We start from the raw sequence: 21,622 nt of genomic DNA, 5'->3' as shown, positions 1-21,622 counted from the left end.
ACAGGCTATTTCACAATTGACAGCCGGACAAGGAGAATATAATGATGGAGTACCTGAACTTTGCACTGATATAATTTTTATTGAATCTAAATAAAGTACAAAAATATAAAAAAAAGATTCCAAAAAAAGGAATCTCTATTTTATCTTTATTAACTTATTAACAATCATTTAGGCTCCTCTGCTACTTGAAAAGTGTTAATATCTCTATCAAATAAATAATGACCAGACTTATCGTCACCAATAATTTTAAGTTTATCTAACAATGTTCGTGCTGTTGCCTCTTCTTCTAGCTGTTCTGCTACATACCATTGCATAAAATTATGTACATTATAATCTTTATGTTGCAGGCACTCATATATAACATTATTAATTTTTCCTGTAACAAATTCTTCGCTTTCCAAGAACGTTTCAAAAAGCTCCATCAACGATTTAAAATCATCCCTAGGTTTGTCTACTGCAGGAATAACAGCATTACCACTTCGTTCATTAATAAATTTAACCAGCTTGGTCATATGTACTCGTTCCTCTTCTGATTGCGTATAAAAAAAATCTGCAATACCGTTATATCCACGAGTATCCGCCCAACAAGCCATCGAAAGATATTGAGCAGAAGCTTTTGCTTCATATTTTATTTGATCATTTAATAGTTGTTCTATTTCTTTTATCATGTTTTGATATTATATTTAACTAAATAACTAAAGTACGTAATTTATTACTTTTTAAAGTGTAGTAATAAGTTGTTTTATGCGATGTAATCCTGTACATCATCTCATATTTTTATAGCACTACTTAAAGATGCTTTGTCAACATTATTATAAATCATTAGTAGGAAAGAAATAAATATCATTGCCTACTTAAAAATTATGCTGCTTTCTCAAAAGCAATATAATTAACCAATTTACCGTGTTTATCCCAAACCGGAAATCCTTTAATTTGACATAAATATGGGGTTTTATCCTTTTTATAGTTTACAATCGATACTTCAAAAGGAGTCTCACTATCTATAGCAGTTCTTATTTTTGCAGATGTCTTGGTACATGTATCTTCACCCTGAAATATTTTTGGCGAATTGCCTATAACCTCATTAGGTAAATATCCACTTAGTTTTTCAATATTTTGTGAAGCGTATACTATTTTAAGATTGGGATTCGTGATAACAATAACCGATTGTTCTTGAATAAATTCTTGGTAATAGTCTGTTGTAAAATTCCAATTTTTGGTAATTTTCTTTAACATATTAAGATCTTCTTTAAAGCTTTCTAATGCTGAAAGATGTTCTCCATAAAATTCCCATGAAACTAATGGCAATACCCGATTAGGTGTTTTCTGGTAGTACTTCGCCACCATACTATCGTATTCAAAAAATTCATTCATTACAATTTCATTTTAATACATTACCACACCTAAGTTATTCTAGTGCTTACCATTTAAACTGTAAAGTTGTATACCAGGTTAAAGGCTCGGAGGGTATAATCCCTGGCCCAGGATAACCGGTCGCTCTTCTGGTAAAATAACGAGTATCTAAAACATTATTCACCCCTGTTTCCAGTTTAAATTTCCTATACCGATAAGAAATTGAAAAATCAAGGATGTGGTATGATGGAATTTCGCCAATAATACCATTACGACTATCTCCAGAAGGTGCTATAGTAGCATTAGTTACATCTGTAAACTGTTCTGACAAATACGTGAATTGTGTATTAGCAAGAAAGTTTTTGTAACCAAACTTTAATCCGGTTTTTAAATTCATTGCAGGTATAAATTCGACTTTTTTACCCTTTACCCCTGCTTCTTCAGACTCTATATATTCTGATTCTGTAAAAGATGCATTAACAAACCAATTAAATCTGAAATCTGAGTTTCCTGTATAAAATGTATTAAGAATATTCCAATCCATAAAAGTCTCTACCCCATAAATAAGTGCTTTTCCTATATTCTTCCTAACTCTATTTGCTCTGTCGTCTAATACGATCCCAATTCGATCATCGTATAGTAATCCAAAACCTCCAATATCATAAGACAGTTTATTTCCTCCTATCTTTCCTCTAACGCCAAAATCGGCAGTAAAACCTTCTTCATCAGAAATATCGGGATCAATTATAAAAGTTGGGCTTACTACTCGAATATCACTAAAAGTAACCGATCTATAATTCTGAGATAAATTGGCATATGCTTCTAAATGAGTATTTGGCTTATAACTGGCTCCAATACCAAAAAGTAAAAATGAGCGATCCAGAGTTCTGTTATCTACTAAGGCCGTATTAGATATAGGGTTTCCTGCCAGATCAAAATTAACCTGGTTATAACTTCCTTCGCTTTCAGTTTTAATATATTCAAATCTAAAACCAGGAGTTACTGAAAAGCTATCAGAAATATTAAAAATATTCTCTCCAAATATTGCTACATTCAGGTTTGGAAAATCAAAATCAGATTGGTTTGGGTAATCTGGAAATGCTTGTGTGGCAAAGTCAAAGCTTGCATTAGTTCCTATACTTCCCGGGCCTTGTCTAGAGTCATTATTAGCCTGGTAATATTTTGAGCCTATTAAAAAAACTGATTCCTTACCAAACAAATTGTATCTACTTAATAATCTAGCCTCTGCACCCCAGTTTCTAAAGTTACCTACAATCAAATCACGCGGAAAAGCATAATTACCATTAGCATCTGTTTCATCTACATCTGTGATTGGGTTTGAATTTAGCACAAAAGGATTTCCTCTAAAACCTACTGCTTTTCGAGAAGCATCAAGACCAAAAAGATTTAAACTAAAGTCAGTCTTATCAGAGAATTTATGTTCTAATTTTAGTGAGAATAATTTCCAATTTACACCAAACCAATTCCTGGTTCGATTGCTAAATTCTGGGTTTTCATCGAATTGAGTATCGGTTAGCCCTCCTGGTTGTTGTGCCAAATAATCAAGATATGTGGTTTCAAAAGTTAGTTTTGTTTTATCGGTAAAAGCATATCCGATATTTGCATAAAAGTTTTTAGAATCAAATTCTGAATTTGGTCTATAACCATCACCTTTTTTATAATTAAAATAAGTGTAATAACTAAACTTACCTAAAGTACCACTAATGCTATTAAAACTCGTAAACAAATTAAATGATCCTAATGATTGCCTGGATATAAGTTCTATTTTTTTATTAGGATTGGGTTGCTTCATTTTAAAATTGATAAGTCCTCCAAACTGAGTTCCATATTGTAATGATGCAGCTCCACGAACAACTTGTATTTCACTCAAAGCTTCTGCAGGAGGAGTATAATAGCTCTCGGGGTATCCTAAAACATCGGCACTTATATCGTAACCATTCTGTTTTATGTTAAAATTAGCAGATCGGTTTGGATCTAATCCCCTACCTCCAATATTAAGCTGAAGCCCTGCATCACTGTTTTCGTATATATTTAATCCAACCACCTGAGCATAAATCTGTCTAGAATTATTTGAAGCTAAATTACCAACGGTCTGATCTACTAAAACCACTTCGCTTTTTTTACCTGCAAAAATTGCAGTTCCTTCTACAGGTCTAAGTTGTTTAAGCCCAAAAATCTTTTCCTTTCGTTGTATGATCAAAACTTCTGAAAGTTCTTCTCCAAGGGGTTTTAATACAAAATCTTTTGATTCATCTCCTTCAATCTTTATGTGTTGTTCCAGAATTTCAAAATCAAAACTAAAAATAGTAATCAGATACTCTCCTTGTGGTAAGTCTGCAAATTTAAATTGACCATCGGTATTTGTAATGGTCTGCTGACCGTTGGTTCTGTTATATACTTCGGCATTTGCAATGGGTTGATTATCCAGATTTGTTACTGTGCCCTTAAATTGATATTGCCCAAAAACTGAGCTTATTGTTAATAATGTTCCAAAAAATATACTATAATCCCTTAATTTCATCCTTAAATGGAATAATCCAATTTTTATGTTTAAATGATTCTTTTTGTTTTCCCAAATCTACTGTTGGATCTATATATTGTGTACTTAATCTACCATTAAGTGCTACATAGCTCTCAACAAATACTTGTATGTTTTGATGCCCTTGACTTTCAAAATGTTTTTTTAGATAATGAGCATATTGTAATATAAAATCAGGTTGCGATGCCATTTGTTTTTGTTGAAAAGCGGTAAGAAAATCATCATTATCAACATAAAATCGCTTTTTTGTTATACTATCAACAATTTTAAAATTAGCATAGCCCGCTTTTTCCATCAACATTACTCTCCACGAAAACCGAAATCCTTCTTCTGTCCAAAATAACTCTCCCGGGTATAACATATATCTAAACGGTAGAAGTAATTGAATCGCAAAGAATATAGTTATAGAGGTTAAAAGAACTTTATTTTTCTTAGGAAAAAATTGTAATGCTGTATTGGTATCAAATTGTCGTTTGTTTATTTTAAATACTTTGGAAATAAAACCTAATATTTTATGATGGAGATTAGCATCAAAAAATATCAATGTGCTTACAATCATGATATAAGGGAACATTCCTATAGGAAAGAGAACTCGGGTTAAAACATGAAAGATAACAACCAGAATAAAAGCAAAAGGTCTCGTTTTTCTATATAATAATAATAGTGGAATCGTAAGATCATAAATCGCACCCGAATAGCTAAATAGATAATGCATCCATTCTTTTTGCATTAAATCTCCCAAAAGAGGCACACTGTATTTAGAAGGTAACCATATTTTAAGAGGCATTGCTTTTACCAGCCAATCAGAATTAAGTTTTGCCAAACCGGCATAAAAATACACAATCCCTAAAAGTAATTTGATAACATCAATTGTCCAGTTAGGAATTAATTGATAAGAAATTCTTTTCAGTTTTGCATCTAATGCATAATACCGATTTGCAGGTAAAAAAATCATTACAAAACTAAGTAGACTTATAAAATAGTAATGATTAAGATATGTTGTCTTATCCATCAATTCTATGTAAGTAAAACTGATAAAAAAAGTAACTATTGCAATCCTATATTTGAAACCAAGCGCTATAAAAATTGTAGAAATTCCGCATATGGCAAAAATAATGTAGGTGTAGATTCCTATAGGTTTTATCCATTCGAAACCATAATATGAGAAAAAAAACTTAGGCTGAATGTATAGTTTATCGATCCATCCGTAGCTCCAAAAACGAATAATACTAATTAGCATCATTACTCCAAAAAAAATACGAAAGACTGCAAGTGGTGCAGCCTCCGTTGTTTTTTTCAGATATTCGTTAAGTTTAAAAGTCATCTAACAATATATGCAAATTTAATCTCCATCGGCATCTACAAAATCTACACGTATAGACATTGCAGAAAGCATATCTACCTTAAGAAAAACTACATTTTTCTGTAATTCATCATAGGTTTGTGTCATTAAACTATTGTTGGTACGAACCTGGGATGAGAAATTATCATCCAGACTTGATGCTTTTGTTCTTGCGGTATTAAATTGGTTATTGATAAGCGTACTTAAATCTTCACCATTTTTAATCGTATTTAAGAAATCTAAATATGTTTTTAAACTTTCTCCTGTAGTCGTGCTACCAAAATGTTTTCCGTTAAAGAAATCTTGTAATGTATTAAGATTAGCATCAAAAAGTGCCTTAGATATATCTCCTTTATAAAAAGCTTCAACAGTAGTATCTAATGGAGAACCTGAGAATACACCTGCAGGTATTCCTATTTTTGCTGCACGTAAATGTTTTTCATAATGAAAAATAAAATCATTAGTCAACTTATCTAACGAGCTTGTAGCCGAAGATCCACTATTACTTATAAAAGTGCCTCTATAACTTCCTTTCCAATCGTTTAAAACCTGGTCGGTAAGATCACTCATACGGTTTACTAAATCAGACAAATACTTTTTATAACCGGCAGCATTAGCATTGGTAGTATAAAACTCTACGATTCCTGTATCGGTACCTGATAATCCGTTCAAAAGATAATCTAACGCTCCAAATCCTTGTTCATCCTGTTTTGTTACCGAAGTAAAATCATAAGTCCCAGAAGTAATATTAGTTTCTATTTCGGCTACAGTAACAGGGTATACATTCATAAAATTTCGTAGCGAAAGTTCTTCTGCTTTTCCTATTTCAAACATACTAACCGATTGCCATGAAGTATATGCCTTTATCCAAGCATTCCTTAGCACAACAAGATTTGCAGCATCGGTTGTAGTTATAAAAGTAGAGGTTGCGGTTTTTAAAGCAGATATATCGGTAGAAAAACTTTCATATGAAGGTATAACTATATTATCTGCTATATTAGTTAATAATGCTTTTCGGTCAAAATTATCTGTAATACCGCCTGTATCATTCGAATCATCACTCGATGAGCAGCCCGCTATAAAAAATAGCGCAACCAAAACTAAAAATAATGATTTCTTCATCTTATTTTTATTTATTCTTAATAAATTTTTGCAAATGTAAAAAAAGAGGTTGGAAATGTTATAATTTCCAACCTCTTTTTTTAAACTTTATGAATTGTTTATTATTCTAGCTACCAGCTTGTGCTACGGTAAAACTAAATTTACTTGCAATAGTTTCTGAAATTGATTGCAAAGTTGCCGGAGTTACATCCCAAAATCCGTTGGTACCTCCCATTAACTGATCTATTAGTCCTTGAACCTCGGTTCTTGTTAAATAAGGAACATTACCTTGTGGTTTTCTTGTAAATTGTAGACTATATACAAATCCAAATCCTTCAGACAGATCATGAAATGCACTAGCATAATCTACAGTAGAAGCCTCTAATGCATTTTTTCCTTGTTGTAAATAATATACTGCTCTTATTGCGATAACTTGTGATATTTTTTCTCTAATAATTGCTGCTTGCGCATCACGTACATCGTATCTCTTTGCAACAATAGCCGCTCGACCTAACTTAAATGCATCAAATATTTCTTTTGCAATACCTGCAAAATCAGAATCTCCTTCTACTCTTCCTATATATTTATTTAAAAAACTATCGTCTTGACCTATAGTTTTATTCGGATCTGTTTTATCTTGAGAAGCTCCATATAGATAACCGTAGGCTTCATCCCATTTGTGTTCCATGGTAGTATAAGGCTTACCTTCTGCTACTACTCCATTATCATTATTTGCTACATTAGAAGCTTCATCCAGAACTAAAGTTCCTAAATAGTTATTTAAAGCCTGATCAGTCATTAAAGCACCTATCAAACTCTTAGCAAATGCTTGGTTTAATTCTAACCCTTTTGCATTAACATATCTTTTAGAACCTCCTCCTGCTTCTTGAAGAACTCCTGCTACACCAGCCGAAGCATCTGTTGTCCAACTAGGAAAAACATCATCTACCTGGCTTTTTATCCAACTATCAAATTTATCCTTTATAGCTGCAGCATCTGTTGCGTTATCAGAAAAATAATCTCTTGATGCAGCCGTTTTACTTCTTACACTTTTATCAGACGCATTTAGACTAGCATCCAAAAAATCATTTGCTCCTTCTACATGAGCAAACATTGCATCCAAAATAGCTTCGGTACTTGTATTATCTTTTAATTTACTTACAATTTCTTCGGCCATTGCAATACGCGTAGTTTGACCACCAAAACTTACAGAGCTTTCATTATTACGTTCAAAAACATAGGTTGGTGGCGCCGCCACCTCTGTAGTAGAATCATCATCTGAAGAACAAGACCCTAAAATAAAGGCCCCAGATATACATACGATTTTTAGCAAATTTTTAATTTTCATTTCTTTTATTTAGACTTAATATCAATAACTTATGAGTTCGCAAATATATTCATCAAAATGAACATGACAAAGTTTATTTATTCTAAATCTAAATTAAATTTAAGTCTTAAAGAAATCATGGGGTTATTCTATTGATTTTAAAACCATTAACACTCAATGGTACATAGAAAATATTTTGGTAGCCTCGTTATGTGAAGATTCAAAACTTAGCGTTCTGATATTTGTTTCGGCATGTACTGTTGTAAAATATGAGATCATACGCTCGGTAGGCATATTACCTGTTAATTCGTCTTTTGCCATTGGGCATCCTCCAAACCCTTGAATAGCTCCATCAAACCTTCTGCATCCTGCTTTATATGCAGAATCTACTTTCTCAAACCAGGTTGTTGGTGTAGTATGTAAATGCGCTCCAAATTCAATTTCTGGATAAGCTGGAATTAAATTCGAAAACAAGTAATCAATAATTTCTGGTGTAGAAGTACCAACAGTATCTGATAATGAAAGAATCTTCACTCCCATCTTGCTTAATTTCTCGGTCCACTCTCCTACTATTTCTACACTCCATGGATCTCCATAAGGATTACCAAATCCCATAGAAAGATAAGCCACTACTTCTTTATTTGCTTTATCTGCGATGTGTAATATTTCTTGTAATGTAGCTACAGATTCTGCAATAGTTTTATGTGTATTTCTCATCTGGAAATTTTCTGAAATCGAGAAAGGGTATCCCAAATAATCGATTGCTTTATGCTGTACTGCATCATTAGCACCACGTACATTAGCAATAATTGCCAACAATTTGCTTCTGGTATCAGAAAGATCCAATTGAGACAAAACCTCTGCGGTATCTACCATTTGCGGTATTGCTTTTGGTGAAACAAAACTCCCAAAATCTATAGTATCAAAACCACACCGTAACAATGACTGAATATACTGAACTTTTTTTTCGGTAGGAATGAATTCTTTTATACCCTGCATAGCATCTCGAGGGCATTCAATAATTTTTACGTTTTCGGTCATTTTAGAGTAGCAAACTAAGAAATATTCAATTGTGTGTATAAAAGTATGATTATTTTTTAAAATCTAAAGCGTTTCGACACGATTAGAAACCTCATCTGATTTTCTCATTTTACAAAAACTATGTAAAAAAGGATTTCATAAAAGAAAACGTATTGTATTTATTTTTTCTTACTGTATTCATTAGGTGTACAATGATACATTTCTTTAAAACACTTACTAAAATATGCATGATCATTAAAACCAACACTATACCCTACTTGAGATACATTAATATTAGATTTTTTAAGTAATTGTGCCGCTAACTTTAGGCGTTGAGAACGAATAAATTCTGAAGCAGACAACCCTGTTAGTGCCTTTAACTTTCTGTGCAGTTGCATACGACTCATACCTAATGCCTGACTAAACAATTCAATCGAAAAAGAAGATTCTACTAAATTTTCGTCCAATACCTTTTGCATACGATTTAAAAATTGCTCTTCTACAGAGGTTATAGCTACATCTTTTGGTCTTAAAATAACTTCTTGGCTATATCGCGATTGTAATTTTTTACGAACTTCTATCAGTTTTTTAATACGTTCTTTTAGTACCCCTTCGTGAAATGGTTTAGTGATATAATCATCTGCACCTGTCTTTATCCCTTCTAATTTGTTTTCATCTCCTGCTTTTGCAGTTAATAGAATAATAGGGATATGACTGGTACGTTCATCACTTTTTAATGTATTACATAACTCAACACCATCTTCTACTGGCATCATAATATCACTAATAATAATATCTGGGATATGTACTATGGCTTGTTCAATTCCTTCCTTTCCATTTTTGGCTTTTACGATGGTATAACGTTTTGTAAATATATGTTCTACATAACTTCGAATATCATCGTTATCATCTACAATGAGCAAAATGGGCAAATTTTCATTTGTTTTATCAGCTTCTACAGCTTGTTCTTCTTTATATTCACTAGCAGAATTACCTGTTTCTTTTCTGGAAATAGCAATAGAATCATCTATAAATTCTTGTTTAGAAAACGATTTTTTAGCGATAGGTATTGTTACAGTGAAGATCGTCCATTCATTAGGAATGCTTTCTACACGTATAGTTCCTTTATGCAATGAGACCAATTCCTTTACCAAAGCCAAACCAATACCAATTCCTTCTTTGTTTTCGTTAATCTGATAAAATCGTTCAAAAACCATGATTTCTTCTTCTTTGGTAAGTCCTTTTCCTGTATTTTTTATTACAAAATGTAATTCATTTTCTTTTACCATAGTATTACAGACTATAGATCCCTGGTTTGGTGTATACTTTATAGCATTAGATACCAGATTTACAACTACCTTTTCTACTATATCCTTATCAAACCATGTTATAGTTTGGGTTTTATTCATATATGTTAGATAGTTAATATTCTTTTCTGTAGCCAAATACGTAAAACTATCGGCTATGCTTCCTATAAAAGAAATTACATCTTGTTGATTGACTTTAAGTTTTAAATTTCCAGTTTCTATTTTTGACAGATCTAACAGCTGGTCTACAAGAGAGAGTAACTTAACTGAATTGCGTTGTGCCATTTCAAAATTGGCACGTTCTATCGGGTCAAGTTTTTCTTTTTTAAGTTGCTGTTGAATAGGTCCCGAAATTAGGGTAAGAGGTGTACGAAATTCATGTGAAATATTAGCAAAGAATTTAGATTTTGCTTTATCCAGTTCTTGTAATTTTTTAGCAGTTTTTCTATAGGCACTATATCTTCCCAATAAATATATTGCTATCAAAAGAAAAAGAATACAACTACCAATAAAATATATAGATTGATAAAAAGGTTGATGGATGGTAAATGCTATTTCTCGTGCCGCTAATACATTTTCATCCTTATCAAGTGCTTGTATAGCCAAATTCTTTTTACCAGCAGTTAGATCAAAAAGGCTTAGTACATTTTGTGTTTTTACAGGAATCCATTTTCCCGTATTTAATCTATATTTATATAGTATAGAGTCTAACACATAAGGCTTCGAAATAGAAAAATCCAATACTACATTTCGTTCTCCTTCTTTAAGATCTATAGTAGAATAACCATCGATAGAAGGTCTGCTTTTTAAGACATTATTGGCGACAAAACTACTTATATCAATGCTATGTTTAAAGCTCTGATTGACTTTAACCACAGGTCGGGTAGAACGAAATATTCTTCCTCGTTTAGACCCCCATACAAACCCACTTCTATCTAAGTTTAAGAAAACACCATCTTTCATAGGCTCTGGTGTTTCCAACCACTCATATTTTTTTGCATGCCTATTGTAAAGTGCATTTCCTAAATTAACTACATTAACCAACAAAATACTATCGTTCAAAGGAACTGCAGATCGAATAACATTATCTGCTCGATCCCATTTTTCATGTACTTTAGTCTCAAAACGTAAAAATTGTTTGGTCTCTGTATTAAACTCTACCATACCTAAACCATGAGTAGGCATTAAAAACACGTTATCATAGCGTATAATATCATGAAAATTATGAGGATAGATATAAGGAGCATCTTTAATCTGGTACTGTTCTATATGGTCATTTTTGATGTTAATTTTATAAAAACCATCTGGTAATGCAGCCCAAATGATATTATTTTCTGTATCAACAAAAAAAGATTCTACAGCGTGCGAACTATTGCGATGTCGAATATCAATCCCGTTGGTTAAATACTTCTTTAAAACAGTATTCGATTTTTTGTCTACGATATAGATCCCATTAGAAGTACCTACGTATAATGTATCAGCTGTTGATTTCAATTGTAAAATGAAATTTCGCCAATTAGGAAAGTGTAACGGTTCTTCTAAAAATATTTTTTCTGAAGTACGTTTTTTTAGATTTATTTTATACAATCCTTTACGTTCTCCATACCAAATAATATCATTATCAATCAAAAATCTCGTTCCAGCCTGATTTCCAACATCCAGATTATGAAAACGAGATAAAAAACTAGTCACATTTACAGCAGAATGCCCATTATACCGATATAAACCATCTTCTATAAGCGACCAAATAATCCCTTCTTCATCTTCATAAAATACATCAATATTTTCCCATGCCTGAAGCCCATCATCAGAAGTGATAATTATTTCTTCAAATAAAACCTTTGTCGAATTTACTACAGGTTCCTGTGTCCAACATAAGTAAGAAGAGGTAAGAAATAACAAAAAAATGTATGAGAAATTTTTGATACTAAAGATAAATTTAAGTTATACAAACAGTTATAATCAAAATTACAATGATACATTATTTTGATTAGCATCATTATACCATATGTAACCAATATTGTTACATAATTTATAGAATTGCTATCTGTTAAAGTACAAAAAGTTTATTTCATTTTTAGAAAGAAAACCAAAAGAAGTAGGCTATTTATATTTCAAAAAACACCCCTAACAAAAGGGGTAACTCCCCTATTCTCTTAATGTTACATGATTCATAGTCTTTGTTACATACCTTATACAGATCCTCTTTTACATATTCTAGCTTTACACTCATCAAGTCTAAAAACAAAGTCTGATTCATTGATCGATATGCAGGCATGAATAAAAAAAGAAAGATTTATAAAGGGCACCTCAATCATTCTCCTACAAATAGTATATATCTAAATATAAACCATTTAGAAAACGGAACCTATACATTAAAAATCACACATAAAAACAAAATCATTAAGGAAGTAAAATTCAAAAAGTAAGAGATCAACAAGGGTAACAATATTCGTTGCGTAATGATATAAAGGTGTAAAACTCTAAAAGTAAAAAAAATGAAAACAAAAATTTTCAATGTAATATTATTAACTATCCTTACAGTCGCTCATTTTTCATGTGACTTAGATGATGACAATACTACTCCTATACGAGGAGAAGGAGGAGGAGAACTTTCCTTAAGATTTACAGTACAGACCGAAGAAGATCAAATGGGTGAATTTGCAGGAGTTGCAATGGCAATTTTTGATGGAAAAATTTATGCTGCCGGAGGTTATAATGCATATGGTAGCTCTGGATCTCATTTCCTTTGGTCCAGTAGTAATGGTGTTAATTGGGCTACCGTTCCCCTTTCTAGTAGTACTCCAGCCAGTTTTACATCTTTTCGTTCGGGAGCTACATTAACTACGTTTAATGATCAACTTTGGCTTATCGGTGGTAAAGACATTACAGATGCTCCATATACCAATATATGGCATTCTGCCGATGGGGTTTCCTGGAGTGAATTATCACCTCCTTTTGGAGATTTACCAGCTCACGAAACTATCGTATATAACAGCAAAATGTATGTAACAAAAGGTAATCATACAACTAACCAAACCGAAGTATGGTCTACAACAAATGGTATAGACTGGATACAAGAAACCAATAATGCTTTCCCCGGAAGAGGAGGACAAAAAGGTGTCGTTTTTAATGATGCAATGTATTTACTGGGAGGAGAAGATATAGCCAGTAACAAAGTAAACGAAATATGGACCAGTACCGATGGTAGTTCGTGGGCAGAAGTTAGTCCCACTACGCTGTTTTCTGAAAGAAATGCGCATTCTGCAACAGTTTACAACAATAAAGTATGGGTTATAGGTGGTAAAGATAATCTTACCGAGTTTAACAACGAAATATGGTATTCATCAGATATGATTACCTGGACCAGATATGAAGGAGACAGACCAGGAACAGATGGTATCAACAGCCACACCGCATTATTATTTAACGATGAGATATGGATTTTTGGAAGTAATCGTAGTGATGGCACAGGTGGTACACATAGAAATGGTGAAATAAGCAGTATTAAAGAAGATTAAGAACTGTTCTTATATAAACAAAATACATTTCATCATTATTAGCGAAGTAAATGACAGAATTAAAATTTAGAAATCATGAAACCCATACAACTCATAATTATAGCACTTTTTATCGCACAATGGGCAAATGCACAAAGTATAGATACTAGTAAAACAAGAAAAAAAACTGTAAAAAAAGATAATCTTTTAGATATGCAAACCAACTTATTATCTGGTGTATTTGGAGAAAATCTGGATGGAAAATCAAATGGGAAAACAATAAATTTCTTAGAACTACTTGAAAAAATGGATATCCCTGCAGAGCAAAAACTAGAGTATAAGAACATGTATTATTTACAAGCTAAAGAACTTACTCAAAAACAAAAAGATTCTTTGGGTTCTGCAATCGAGAAAAAAATAATAGAAGCCAAAAAGCATCAGTAAAAATAATTAGGGGGGAAATAAAACACAAATCGATGAAAACTACAAAAACACTTTGCATTCTTGTTGCACTATGTAGTATCACAACAAGCAATGCTCAATTATTAGAAAGGCTGGGTAAAAAAGCAGAAGAAGCAGCAAAACGTACTATTGAAAAACGTGTAGAGCGAGAAACAGAAAAAAAGACCAACAAAGGTCTTGATGATATTTTTGAAGGAAAGAAAAAGAAAAAGAAAAGAAAAAAGAAGAAGAAAAAAGGAGGAGTAATTATCGGAAGCTCTAAAAGTTATGAAATCAATCGTGCTTCTGATTTTACATCAGGAAATATTGTCGTATTTGAGGATGATTTTGTAAATGATCAACAAGGAGATTTTCCTGCCAAATGGGACACCAATGGCTCTGGTGAAATCGTAAAGATTGATGGCAAAAAATGGTTGCGTTTAGGAGGTAACTCTAAGTATGTCCCAACAATTAAAGAGTCACTTCCTGAAAATTACACCATAGAATTTGATCTTCTAACTCAGGGCTTAGATAAAAAAACCAGTTCTCAGGCCTGGATTAAACTTCTACTCGAAGACAACACTGGTTTTCAGCGATCCAAAAACTGGTGTATGGCAGAGTTATCTCCCTGCCAGTTTATAGAATCTCCCGGTGTTGTAGAAAAAGTAACAAATGGGCAACGCCAGATCCGAAATAAGATAGGTAAAGATTATCGTACTGCAATACAAGGAATATCTCATATAGCTATCGCTGTCAACAAGACCCGAATGCGAGTATGGCTTAATGAAAATAAAATCGTAGATGTTCCAAGATTAGTTCCCCAAAAAGCAAATGTATTTAAAATATACACCAAAGGATTACGAGATGCAAGCGATAAAGACGAGGTATACATATCTAATATCAAAATAGCCAAGAGTGGTCAGGATAATCGAAGTAAACTTATTACAGAAGGACGTTTATCTACCAATGCCATCCTTTTTAAAACAGGATCCTCAACCATCACAGGAGGATCCGAAACCATCATAAAAGAAGTGGCTATGGCTTTGCAAAGTCTACCCGATATGAAAATAAAAATCATAGGCCATACAGATTCTGATGGGAATGCAGAAAGCAATAGAAAACTATCTGAACAACGTGCAAAAGCTGTTAAGATGATTCTTGTAGAGCAACATGATATCCGGTTTAGCAGAGTTCAAATCGAAGGAAAAGGAGAAGCAAACCCAATAGCAGATAATACTTCAAAAGCCGGAAAAGCAAAAAACCGAAGAGTAGAATTTATTAAAATCTAAATCTTAGAAAATGAAAACATCAAAATCTATTTTATATACATTTTTATTATCGCTATCGATTGCCATATTCTTGTCTTGCTCTAACGATGATAACGGCCCCGGAATAGACCTTAATCAAGAAATCATATTAGCAACATTTGATTATTCTAATCTTAGCGTAAACAGTGTACCTAATATGTTTATAGCCAACAATGCAGAAGGAGAGATTTTAGCTACTGTAGAAACTAATAAAGTACCAGGAGTTTACACGTTAACTGCAAAAGGATATACCTCAAATAGTTTTATGCTTACTACCCTTTTAGAAACAGATAGTTATAAAGGTCTAATCACTATCAAAGACGTACCTGTAGGTAGTAGTGCAATTGCTCCTAATCGCCACCCCACTAGAAATGGTAGCATAAAATTTACGCTAAACTTAACCGGAGCTACACGTATCAGGCTTTTTGTTTATGGACTAAAAAGCAGAACTAGTACAGATGGAGTCGATCCTCTAACCAGTGCTCCTACCAAAACTTATGAATATAATAAAGAAGGTTCTGGTGATAAAATTCTTCTAAAAATAAGGTATAAGCCAAATGATGTAGATCCTGAAGTTTACGGATATACATGGATTGATAACTATAAAGAAATTGAAAATAGAACGTTAAGTTTTGCAGATTTTAACATCGTACCTACAAGCACTATAACTGTAAATGATACTTCAGATGGAAGTCGTACCGATCTTTATGCTATTTATGATACCAACAGATCTGTTAATCTCGAAGGTGACTTTTCGCAATATTTGAAAATCACAGAAGGTTTTGAGTACTACTTAACATATTATGAAGCATCATACCCTAATAATGTACACCATAGCAAAGCAATTAAAACTAATGTTTTTCCTGAAATAGTATCCGTTACAAAACCTGATTGGAATTTTTCATACACCTCAACATCAAACAGTCTCCAAGTACAACCATCTGGCATTTATTTATGTACTAATATTAGAACAGAAATTATAAATCCCGCTGCCAAAAACCTTTCATGGCACATTACAATCCCGAATAATGGTGCAAATAAAATAACACTACCACAACTACCAGAAAGTCTTTCTGATTATACTAATTATTTTGAAGACACCTCTCGTTTCGAAGAGAATTCTGTGGATTTGATCAATTTATCTAATGATTTCAATTATGCAGATTATATAAAAGATGCAATTGATAGAACCTATGAACTGGAGGAGCAAAATGGAGAATCTATTTCAATTCGGTTTAATCCATAAAACCATCATGACACGTATCAAAAAAACGAAGTAACGATTAATATAATAATCTATGAAACATATAGCTTTTTTAATTGCAATACTGATACTCACATCGGTTTCTGCTCAAAACAACAATTGTAGTAAGTTTTATGCTAGCGAGGAAGGTAAAAAACTAATTATCCATCAATATGATAAAAAGGAACGTCTTTCTACCATAACCGAATTTAAGGTAACCGATGTAAAAAACACAGCTAATCACAGTGTTATTACTATTGCCATGAATCTAAAAGACGGCAAGAACAAAAAATCAATTATCACCTCATCATTTAAAGCCCGTTGTTCGGGAAAGACGACCCGTTTAGATCCCGAGTCTTTTATTGCCCCTGGCATACTTGATCAATATAATGACATGGAATATAGTATTACGGGAGATGACATCTCTTTCCCTAATAGCTTAGCCATTGGCCAGGAATTACCCAATGCATCTGTACATATGTCTGTAAATGCAGGAATCATGAACATAAATATGACCACCAATATGCTAAACAGAAAAGTAATTGCAAAAGAACAAGTTACTACCCCTGCAGGGACTTTTGATTGCTATGTAATTACCTATACCAACGAGTTAACTATGGGAATGACCACGACACAATATTCTAAACAATGGATTGCAGAAGGTGTCGGTATGGTAAAAGAAGAAACACGCAAAGCAAACGGAAAACTAATCACAAAAAGCATCTTATATCAAATTAACTAAAATTAATTCATTATGAAAAAAGTAGCCACATTAATCGTATCATTCATTTTTATAGTTTCATCCCAGGCACAAGACTCTGGATTTGACGCAAAAACAAAGGGGAGTTTTATTGCTAACGGAAGTGTCAATGTTTATTTCACCACTCGAAAAAGAAATGATGACAAAGCAACCGCATTTACCACCAGAATAACGCCAAAAGTTGGATATTTTGTAATTGATAATCTTGCCGTGGGTCTCGAATTAGGCATTAATACAAACAAAGAAAAGCAAGATTCTGATTTTGGAGATATAGAAACGACTACTAATGGTTTTGGTATTGGGCCTTTTGCCCGTTATTACCTGCAAAACAACATCTATTTCGAAGGTCTTATCGGAATAGGAAGCTCTAAAACAACTACTGATGGAGGATTACTTGGTTCAACAGATATAAAATCAAATATTTTTGGTTTTAGAGTTGGGGCTGGCTATGCTTTTTTTCTTGGAAGTCATGTTGCCATCGAACCCAGTGTAAGCTATTCCTGGGAAGATATTAATCCCAATAATGCACCATCTGGTTACAAAGAAAGCCTGTCTTCTATTTTTCTGGGGATTGGTATTTCTGCTTTCTTTTAACCCAAATTATTAATGTTTGTTTAGTTAAGTTTTCAGTTGTCAATCAGAGCTCTTCGATAAACTCAGAACAGGCCTGTCGAAGACATTTAAAAACACAAATTTGGAACCACTTCGACAAGCTCAGTGTGACATATTGATTTCATATTATCCCTATGAACAACATTACCAATAAAAAAAGGTACGCCTAAAAATAAAATTGATAGTAATCTATATACCTAATACAACGCTAACCTATACTAACATAGATTAAAATTTTAAAAACAATAAAGTAAGAACAGATGAAAACAATAAAAAATAGTATAGTTATATTGCTAGTACTACTACTGGCAAATTGTAGTTGTAGCAGTGATGATAATGGTAATACCACACCTCCCCCTACGTTACCCATCGCAACCCTAAGCAACATAAGCCCTACCAGTGGGCCAAAAACCACCATTGTCACCATTAATGGTAATAATTTTGGCAAAGATATCAGTAAAGTACAGGTATTTTTTAATGATAAAGGAGGTACTGTACAATCGGTAAGTAATACTCAAATTAAGGCAATTGTGCCCGCCAGAGCATTTACAGGCTTGGTAACCCTTTCTGTAAATGGCACAACACTTACCGGTCCAGAATTTTCTTATATCATTACCGAGGTACATGTAAGTACTATAGCTGGTAGTACTCAAGGATTTGTAGACGGCACCGGCACCATGGCGCAGTTTAGTAGACCTAACGGGATTACAATAGATACAGGCGGTACCCTATATGTGGCGGATAATAATAATCACAGAATAAGAAAAATAACACCGCAAGGGGTCGTTAGCACCCTAGCAGGAAGTACAGAAGGCTTTGCAGATGGCAGTGGTACTACCGCGCAATTTACTTTTCCTACAGGGATTGCAATAGACACAGACGGCACATTATATGTAACAGATACTGGAAATCACAAAATAAGAAAAATAACACCGCAAGGAGTGGTAAGCACACTGGCAGGCAGCTCCTCAGGATTTGCAGATGGCCAAGGCAGTGTTGCCCAGTTTAATAGACCTTATGGTATTGCAATAGACACAGATAATAATATATACATAGCTGACTCTTACAATCATAAAATAAGAAAAATAACACCAGAAGGGGTGGTAAGTACCTTGGCTGGTAACACTGAAGGTTTTGCAGATGGCACTGGTACTATGGCCAAGTTTAGCTATCCTCTAGGTATTACAATAGACATAGATAGTAATCTGTATGTGACAGATTATGAAAACCATAAAATAAGAAAAATAACACCGCAAGGGGTAGTTAGCACCATAGCAGGAAGCACTCTAGGTTTTGCAGACGGCATTGGCACTATAGCTCAGTTTAGTTTTCCCCTAGGTATTACAATAGACACAGATAGTAATCTATATGTGGCGGATACTGAAAATCACAAAATAAGAAAAATAACACCAGAAGGAGTCGTTAGCATTCTGGCAGGAAGTACAGAAGGCTTTGCAGACGGTACAGGTACTACGGCACAATTTACTTACCCATACAGGATTACAATAGATACAGGCGGCACTCTATATGTGGCAGATAATAGTAATCACAAAATAAGAAAAATAACACAAGAATAAAGTAAGAACACATGAAAACAATAAAAAACAGTATAGTTATATTGCTGGTACTAGTGCTAGCAAGTTGTAGTAGTGATGATAATGGCAATACACCAGTAGTAGTACCACCAATAGCAACTCTAAGTAATATAAGCCCTATCAGTGGGCCAAAAACTACTATTGTCACCATCAACGGCAATAATTTTGGTGAAGATATCAGTAAGGTACACGTATTTTTTAATGAAAAAGAAGGTACTACACAATCAGTAAATAATAACCAAATTAGGGCAATTGTACCCGCCAGAGCATTTACAGGCCCGGTAACCCTTTCTGTAAATGGCACAACACTTACCGGCCCAGAATTTACTTATACTGTTACCGAAGTAAATGTAAGCACTATAGCAGGTAGTACTCAAGGTTATGCAGATGGAGCAGGTAACGCTGCCCAATTTGATAATCCCGCAGGTATTACAGTAGATACAGACGGTAATCTATATGTTGTAGACATAGCTAACCATAAAATTAGAAAGATCACAGCTCAAGGAGTAGTAAGTACCCTAGCTGGTAATACTCGAGGCAATGCAGATGGAACCGGTAGTATGGCTCAATTTAATTTCCCTACGAATATTGCAATAGATACTGGTGGCAATCTATATGTGGCCGATACCTGGAACCACGCCATAAGAAAAATCACACCTCAGGGAGTAGTAAGTACTATTGCAGGAAGTGCTCCTGGTTTTGCAGATGGGACTGGTACTATGGCTCAGTTTAATTTTCCTTATGGTCTTGTAACAGATGCTTTAGGAAATATATTTGTTGCCGATTCTGGGAACGATAAAATAAGAAAAATAACACCACAAGGAGTAGTAAGTACCATAGCAGGTAGTACTACAGGTTATGCAGATGGAACTGGTAGTATGGCTCAATTTAATTTCCCTACAGGTATTGCAATAGATAAAAATGATACTCTATATATAGTAGAACGGGGTAATGATAAAGTACGAAAAATCACACCTCAAGGAGTAGTGAGTACCTTCGCTGGTAACACCTCTGGTTTTGCTGACGGCAATGGTACCGCGGCCCAATTTAACTCCCCTACAGGCATTATTGTCGATACAGCTGGAGTTATCTATGTTGCTGATGCCGGGAATGACAAGATAAGAAAAATCACACCTCAAGGAGTAGTAACTACTCTGGTAGGAAGTACCCCTGGTTTTGCAGATGGCACAGCAGTATCTGCTCAATTTGATTCTCCATTTGATGTTACAATAGATACCAATAATCATCTTTATGTTTCCGATTCCAGCAATGATAAAATTCGAAAAATCACGCAAGAATAAAATAAGAACAACATGTAATTATTTTTTAGGACGAGACAAGCTTTGACGCCACTAGCCAAGAGGTATACCGGGAACGATCCATGACACGCTAGGAGCAGCGGGGTTAGCCACAAACCGAATCCCCATCACCACAGGACTAAAATATGTTTTCGCATCATTACATGGAAAACTATATGCCGTAGCTGGTGGTTCTTCACCAGGTCTAACAAACAATTCTGTTTGGATTCTTAATTAAATATATCACTAAAACTTTACATCATGAAAACAAAAAAATCAAAACTAAAGTCAATTCTTTTAGTGTTTACTATTCTTTTTACATATAGCTGCTGTTGCAATGGAGAAGATGGCGCGATTGGGCCCGTTGGTCCACTTCGATCTTTTACATATGATCTTTCTACAGTATCGGGGACATTTCACGATCAATCTATACCAGAATTATCACAGGTAGTACTTGATAATGATGCGATTTTGGGATATCTAAAATTTAACGGAAGTACTAATTTATACCCTATACCAACTACTAAAACCCCATTAGGGATAGATATCAGAACCTTTATATCGTTGGGAAACTACTCTATGAATTTTTTTATACAAAATGAAACTACCACATTTTCTGTTACTGCCGGGCAACTTGAAGAACTAAGAATAGTAATCATAGCATCGACAAACATAAACGGTAAGCAGGTTGATATCCTACCCAAACTAAAAGCAGAAGGAGTTGATATCAATGATTACTATGCTGTGATGAAACACTTTGGCAACTAAGAACTGCTATTATCAAGTAGCAACGTATTATGACTTACCCCATTAACTCCATTACCTATCTAAAGAACCAAGGCATGAGTCTTGGTTT

At 33.8% G+C, this 21,622-nt stretch carries 18 protein-coding genes; 9 read left to right on the top strand and 9 right to left on the bottom strand.

Going from position 1 to position 21,622, the window contains the following annotated elements:
- Nucleotides 1–164 precede the first annotated feature (164 nt).
- The 8 genes from Z053_RS0116190 to Z053_RS30260 all read right to left on the bottom strand — a co-directional run bounded on the left by Z053_RS0116190 (nucleotide 165) and on the right by Z053_RS30260 (nucleotide 11,912).
- Nucleotides 165–668 carry a ferritin gene (locus Z053_RS0116190; RefSeq protein ID WP_025666037.1) on the bottom strand — a complete coding sequence of 168 codons (504 nt, stop codon included), beginning with the start codon at nucleotides 666–668 and terminating at the stop codon, nucleotides 165–167.
- Nucleotides 669–861: 193 nt separating this feature from the next.
- On the bottom strand, nucleotides 862–1,374 hold the full coding sequence (locus tag Z053_RS0116185) for a PAS domain-containing protein (RefSeq protein WP_025666036.1): 513 nt from the start codon (nucleotides 1,372–1,374) through the stop codon (nucleotides 862–864).
- A 46-nt stretch (nucleotides 1,375–1,420) separates the two neighbouring features.
- Nucleotides 1,421–3,895, bottom strand: coding sequence for a TonB-dependent receptor domain-containing protein (locus Z053_RS0116180; protein ID WP_025666035.1), 2,475 nt, complete (start codon nucleotides 3,893–3,895; stop codon nucleotides 1,421–1,423).
- Complete coding sequence (locus Z053_RS0116175) at nucleotides 3,876–5,237, bottom strand: HTTM domain-containing protein (RefSeq protein ID WP_025666034.1); 1,362 nt, start codon at nucleotides 5,235–5,237, stop codon at nucleotides 3,876–3,878. The genes Z053_RS0116180 and Z053_RS0116175 overlap by 20 nt, the downstream gene beginning before the upstream one ends.
- Before the next feature lie 18 nt (nucleotides 5,238–5,255).
- Nucleotides 5,256–6,377, bottom strand: a complete 1,122-nt coding sequence (locus Z053_RS0116170) for an imelysin family protein (RefSeq protein ID WP_025666033.1) — start codon at nucleotides 6,375–6,377, stop codon at nucleotides 5,256–5,258.
- Between the two features lie 106 nt (nucleotides 6,378–6,483).
- The gene (locus tag Z053_RS0116165) at nucleotides 6,484–7,704 is read right to left on the bottom strand and encodes a DUF4856 domain-containing protein (RefSeq protein WP_035096302.1); all 1,221 of its coding nucleotides are present in this window, start codon (nucleotides 7,702–7,704) and stop codon (nucleotides 6,484–6,486) included.
- Nucleotides 7,705–7,857: 153 nt separating this feature from the next.
- Nucleotides 7,858–8,724, bottom strand: coding sequence for a hydroxymethylglutaryl-CoA lyase (locus Z053_RS0116160; RefSeq protein ID WP_025666031.1), 867 nt, complete (start codon nucleotides 8,722–8,724; stop codon nucleotides 7,858–7,860).
- Between the two features lie 158 nt (nucleotides 8,725–8,882).
- Nucleotides 8,883–11,912 (bottom strand): response regulator, encoded by a 3,030-nt coding sequence (locus Z053_RS30260; RefSeq protein ID WP_025666030.1) that lies wholly within the window; start codon nucleotides 11,910–11,912, stop codon nucleotides 8,883–8,885.
- A gap of 596 nt (nucleotides 11,913–12,508) precedes the next feature.
- Here Z053_RS30260 and Z053_RS0116140 point away from each other — a divergent pair.
- The 8 genes from Z053_RS0116140 to Z053_RS28745 all read left to right on the top strand — a co-directional run bounded on the left by Z053_RS0116140 (nucleotide 12,509) and on the right by Z053_RS28745 (nucleotide 20,769).
- Nucleotides 12,509–13,531, top strand: a complete 1,023-nt coding sequence (locus tag Z053_RS0116140; protein ID WP_025666029.1) for a Kelch repeat-containing protein — start codon at nucleotides 12,509–12,511, stop codon at nucleotides 13,529–13,531.
- 75 nt (nucleotides 13,532–13,606) lie between these two features.
- The gene (locus Z053_RS0116135) at nucleotides 13,607–13,954 is read left to right on the top strand and encodes a hypothetical protein (RefSeq protein ID WP_025666028.1); all 348 of its coding nucleotides are present in this window, start codon (nucleotides 13,607–13,609) and stop codon (nucleotides 13,952–13,954) included.
- 32 nt (nucleotides 13,955–13,986) lie between these two features.
- The gene (locus Z053_RS0116130) at nucleotides 13,987–15,240 is read left to right on the top strand and encodes an OmpA family protein (RefSeq protein ID WP_025666027.1); all 1,254 of its coding nucleotides are present in this window, start codon (nucleotides 13,987–13,989) and stop codon (nucleotides 15,238–15,240) included.
- A gap of 10 nt (nucleotides 15,241–15,250) precedes the next feature.
- On the top strand, nucleotides 15,251–16,504 hold the full coding sequence (locus Z053_RS0116125) for a hypothetical protein (RefSeq protein ID WP_025666026.1): 1,254 nt from the start codon (nucleotides 15,251–15,253) through the stop codon (nucleotides 16,502–16,504).
- A gap of 52 nt (nucleotides 16,505–16,556) precedes the next feature.
- Nucleotides 16,557–17,243 (top strand): TapB family protein, encoded by a 687-nt coding sequence (locus Z053_RS0116120; RefSeq protein ID WP_025666025.1) that lies wholly within the window; start codon nucleotides 16,557–16,559, stop codon nucleotides 17,241–17,243.
- Nucleotides 17,244–17,255: 12 nt separating this feature from the next.
- On the top strand, nucleotides 17,256–17,855 hold the full coding sequence (locus Z053_RS0116115) for an autotransporter outer membrane beta-barrel domain-containing protein (protein ID WP_025666024.1): 600 nt from the start codon (nucleotides 17,256–17,258) through the stop codon (nucleotides 17,853–17,855).
- A gap of 278 nt (nucleotides 17,856–18,133) precedes the next feature.
- Nucleotides 18,134–19,450, top strand: coding sequence for an NHL domain-containing protein (locus Z053_RS0116110; protein WP_025666023.1), 1,317 nt, complete (start codon nucleotides 18,134–18,136; stop codon nucleotides 19,448–19,450).
- 11 nt (nucleotides 19,451–19,461) lie between these two features.
- A complete protein-coding gene (locus tag Z053_RS28745) occupies nucleotides 19,462–20,769 on the top strand; it encodes an NHL domain-containing protein (RefSeq protein WP_025666022.1) in 1,308 nt (435 codons plus the stop codon).
- 51 nt (nucleotides 20,770–20,820) lie between these two features.
- Here the strand turns inward: Z053_RS28745 and Z053_RS31580 are convergent, their stop codons facing one another.
- A complete protein-coding gene (locus Z053_RS31580) occupies nucleotides 20,821–20,982 on the bottom strand; it encodes a hypothetical protein (protein ID WP_160170111.1) in 162 nt (53 codons plus the stop codon).
- 45 nt (nucleotides 20,983–21,027) lie between these two features.
- Here Z053_RS31580 and Z053_RS0116095 point away from each other — a divergent pair, with 45 nt between their 5' ends.
- Nucleotides 21,028–21,534 (top strand): hypothetical protein, encoded by a 507-nt coding sequence (locus Z053_RS0116095; RefSeq protein ID WP_025666021.1) that lies wholly within the window; start codon nucleotides 21,028–21,030, stop codon nucleotides 21,532–21,534.
- The last annotated feature ends 88 nt before the right edge of the window (nucleotides 21,535–21,622 follow it).

Origin of the sequence: Aquimarina megaterium XH134 (assembly GCF_000520975.1) — a bacterium.
GTDB classification, from domain to species: Bacteria; Bacteroidota; Bacteroidia; order Flavobacteriales; family Flavobacteriaceae; genus Aquimarina; species Aquimarina megaterium.
The sequence above is the reverse complement of the archived record's forward strand: the minus strand, read 5'-3'. Positions and strand labels throughout refer to the sequence as shown.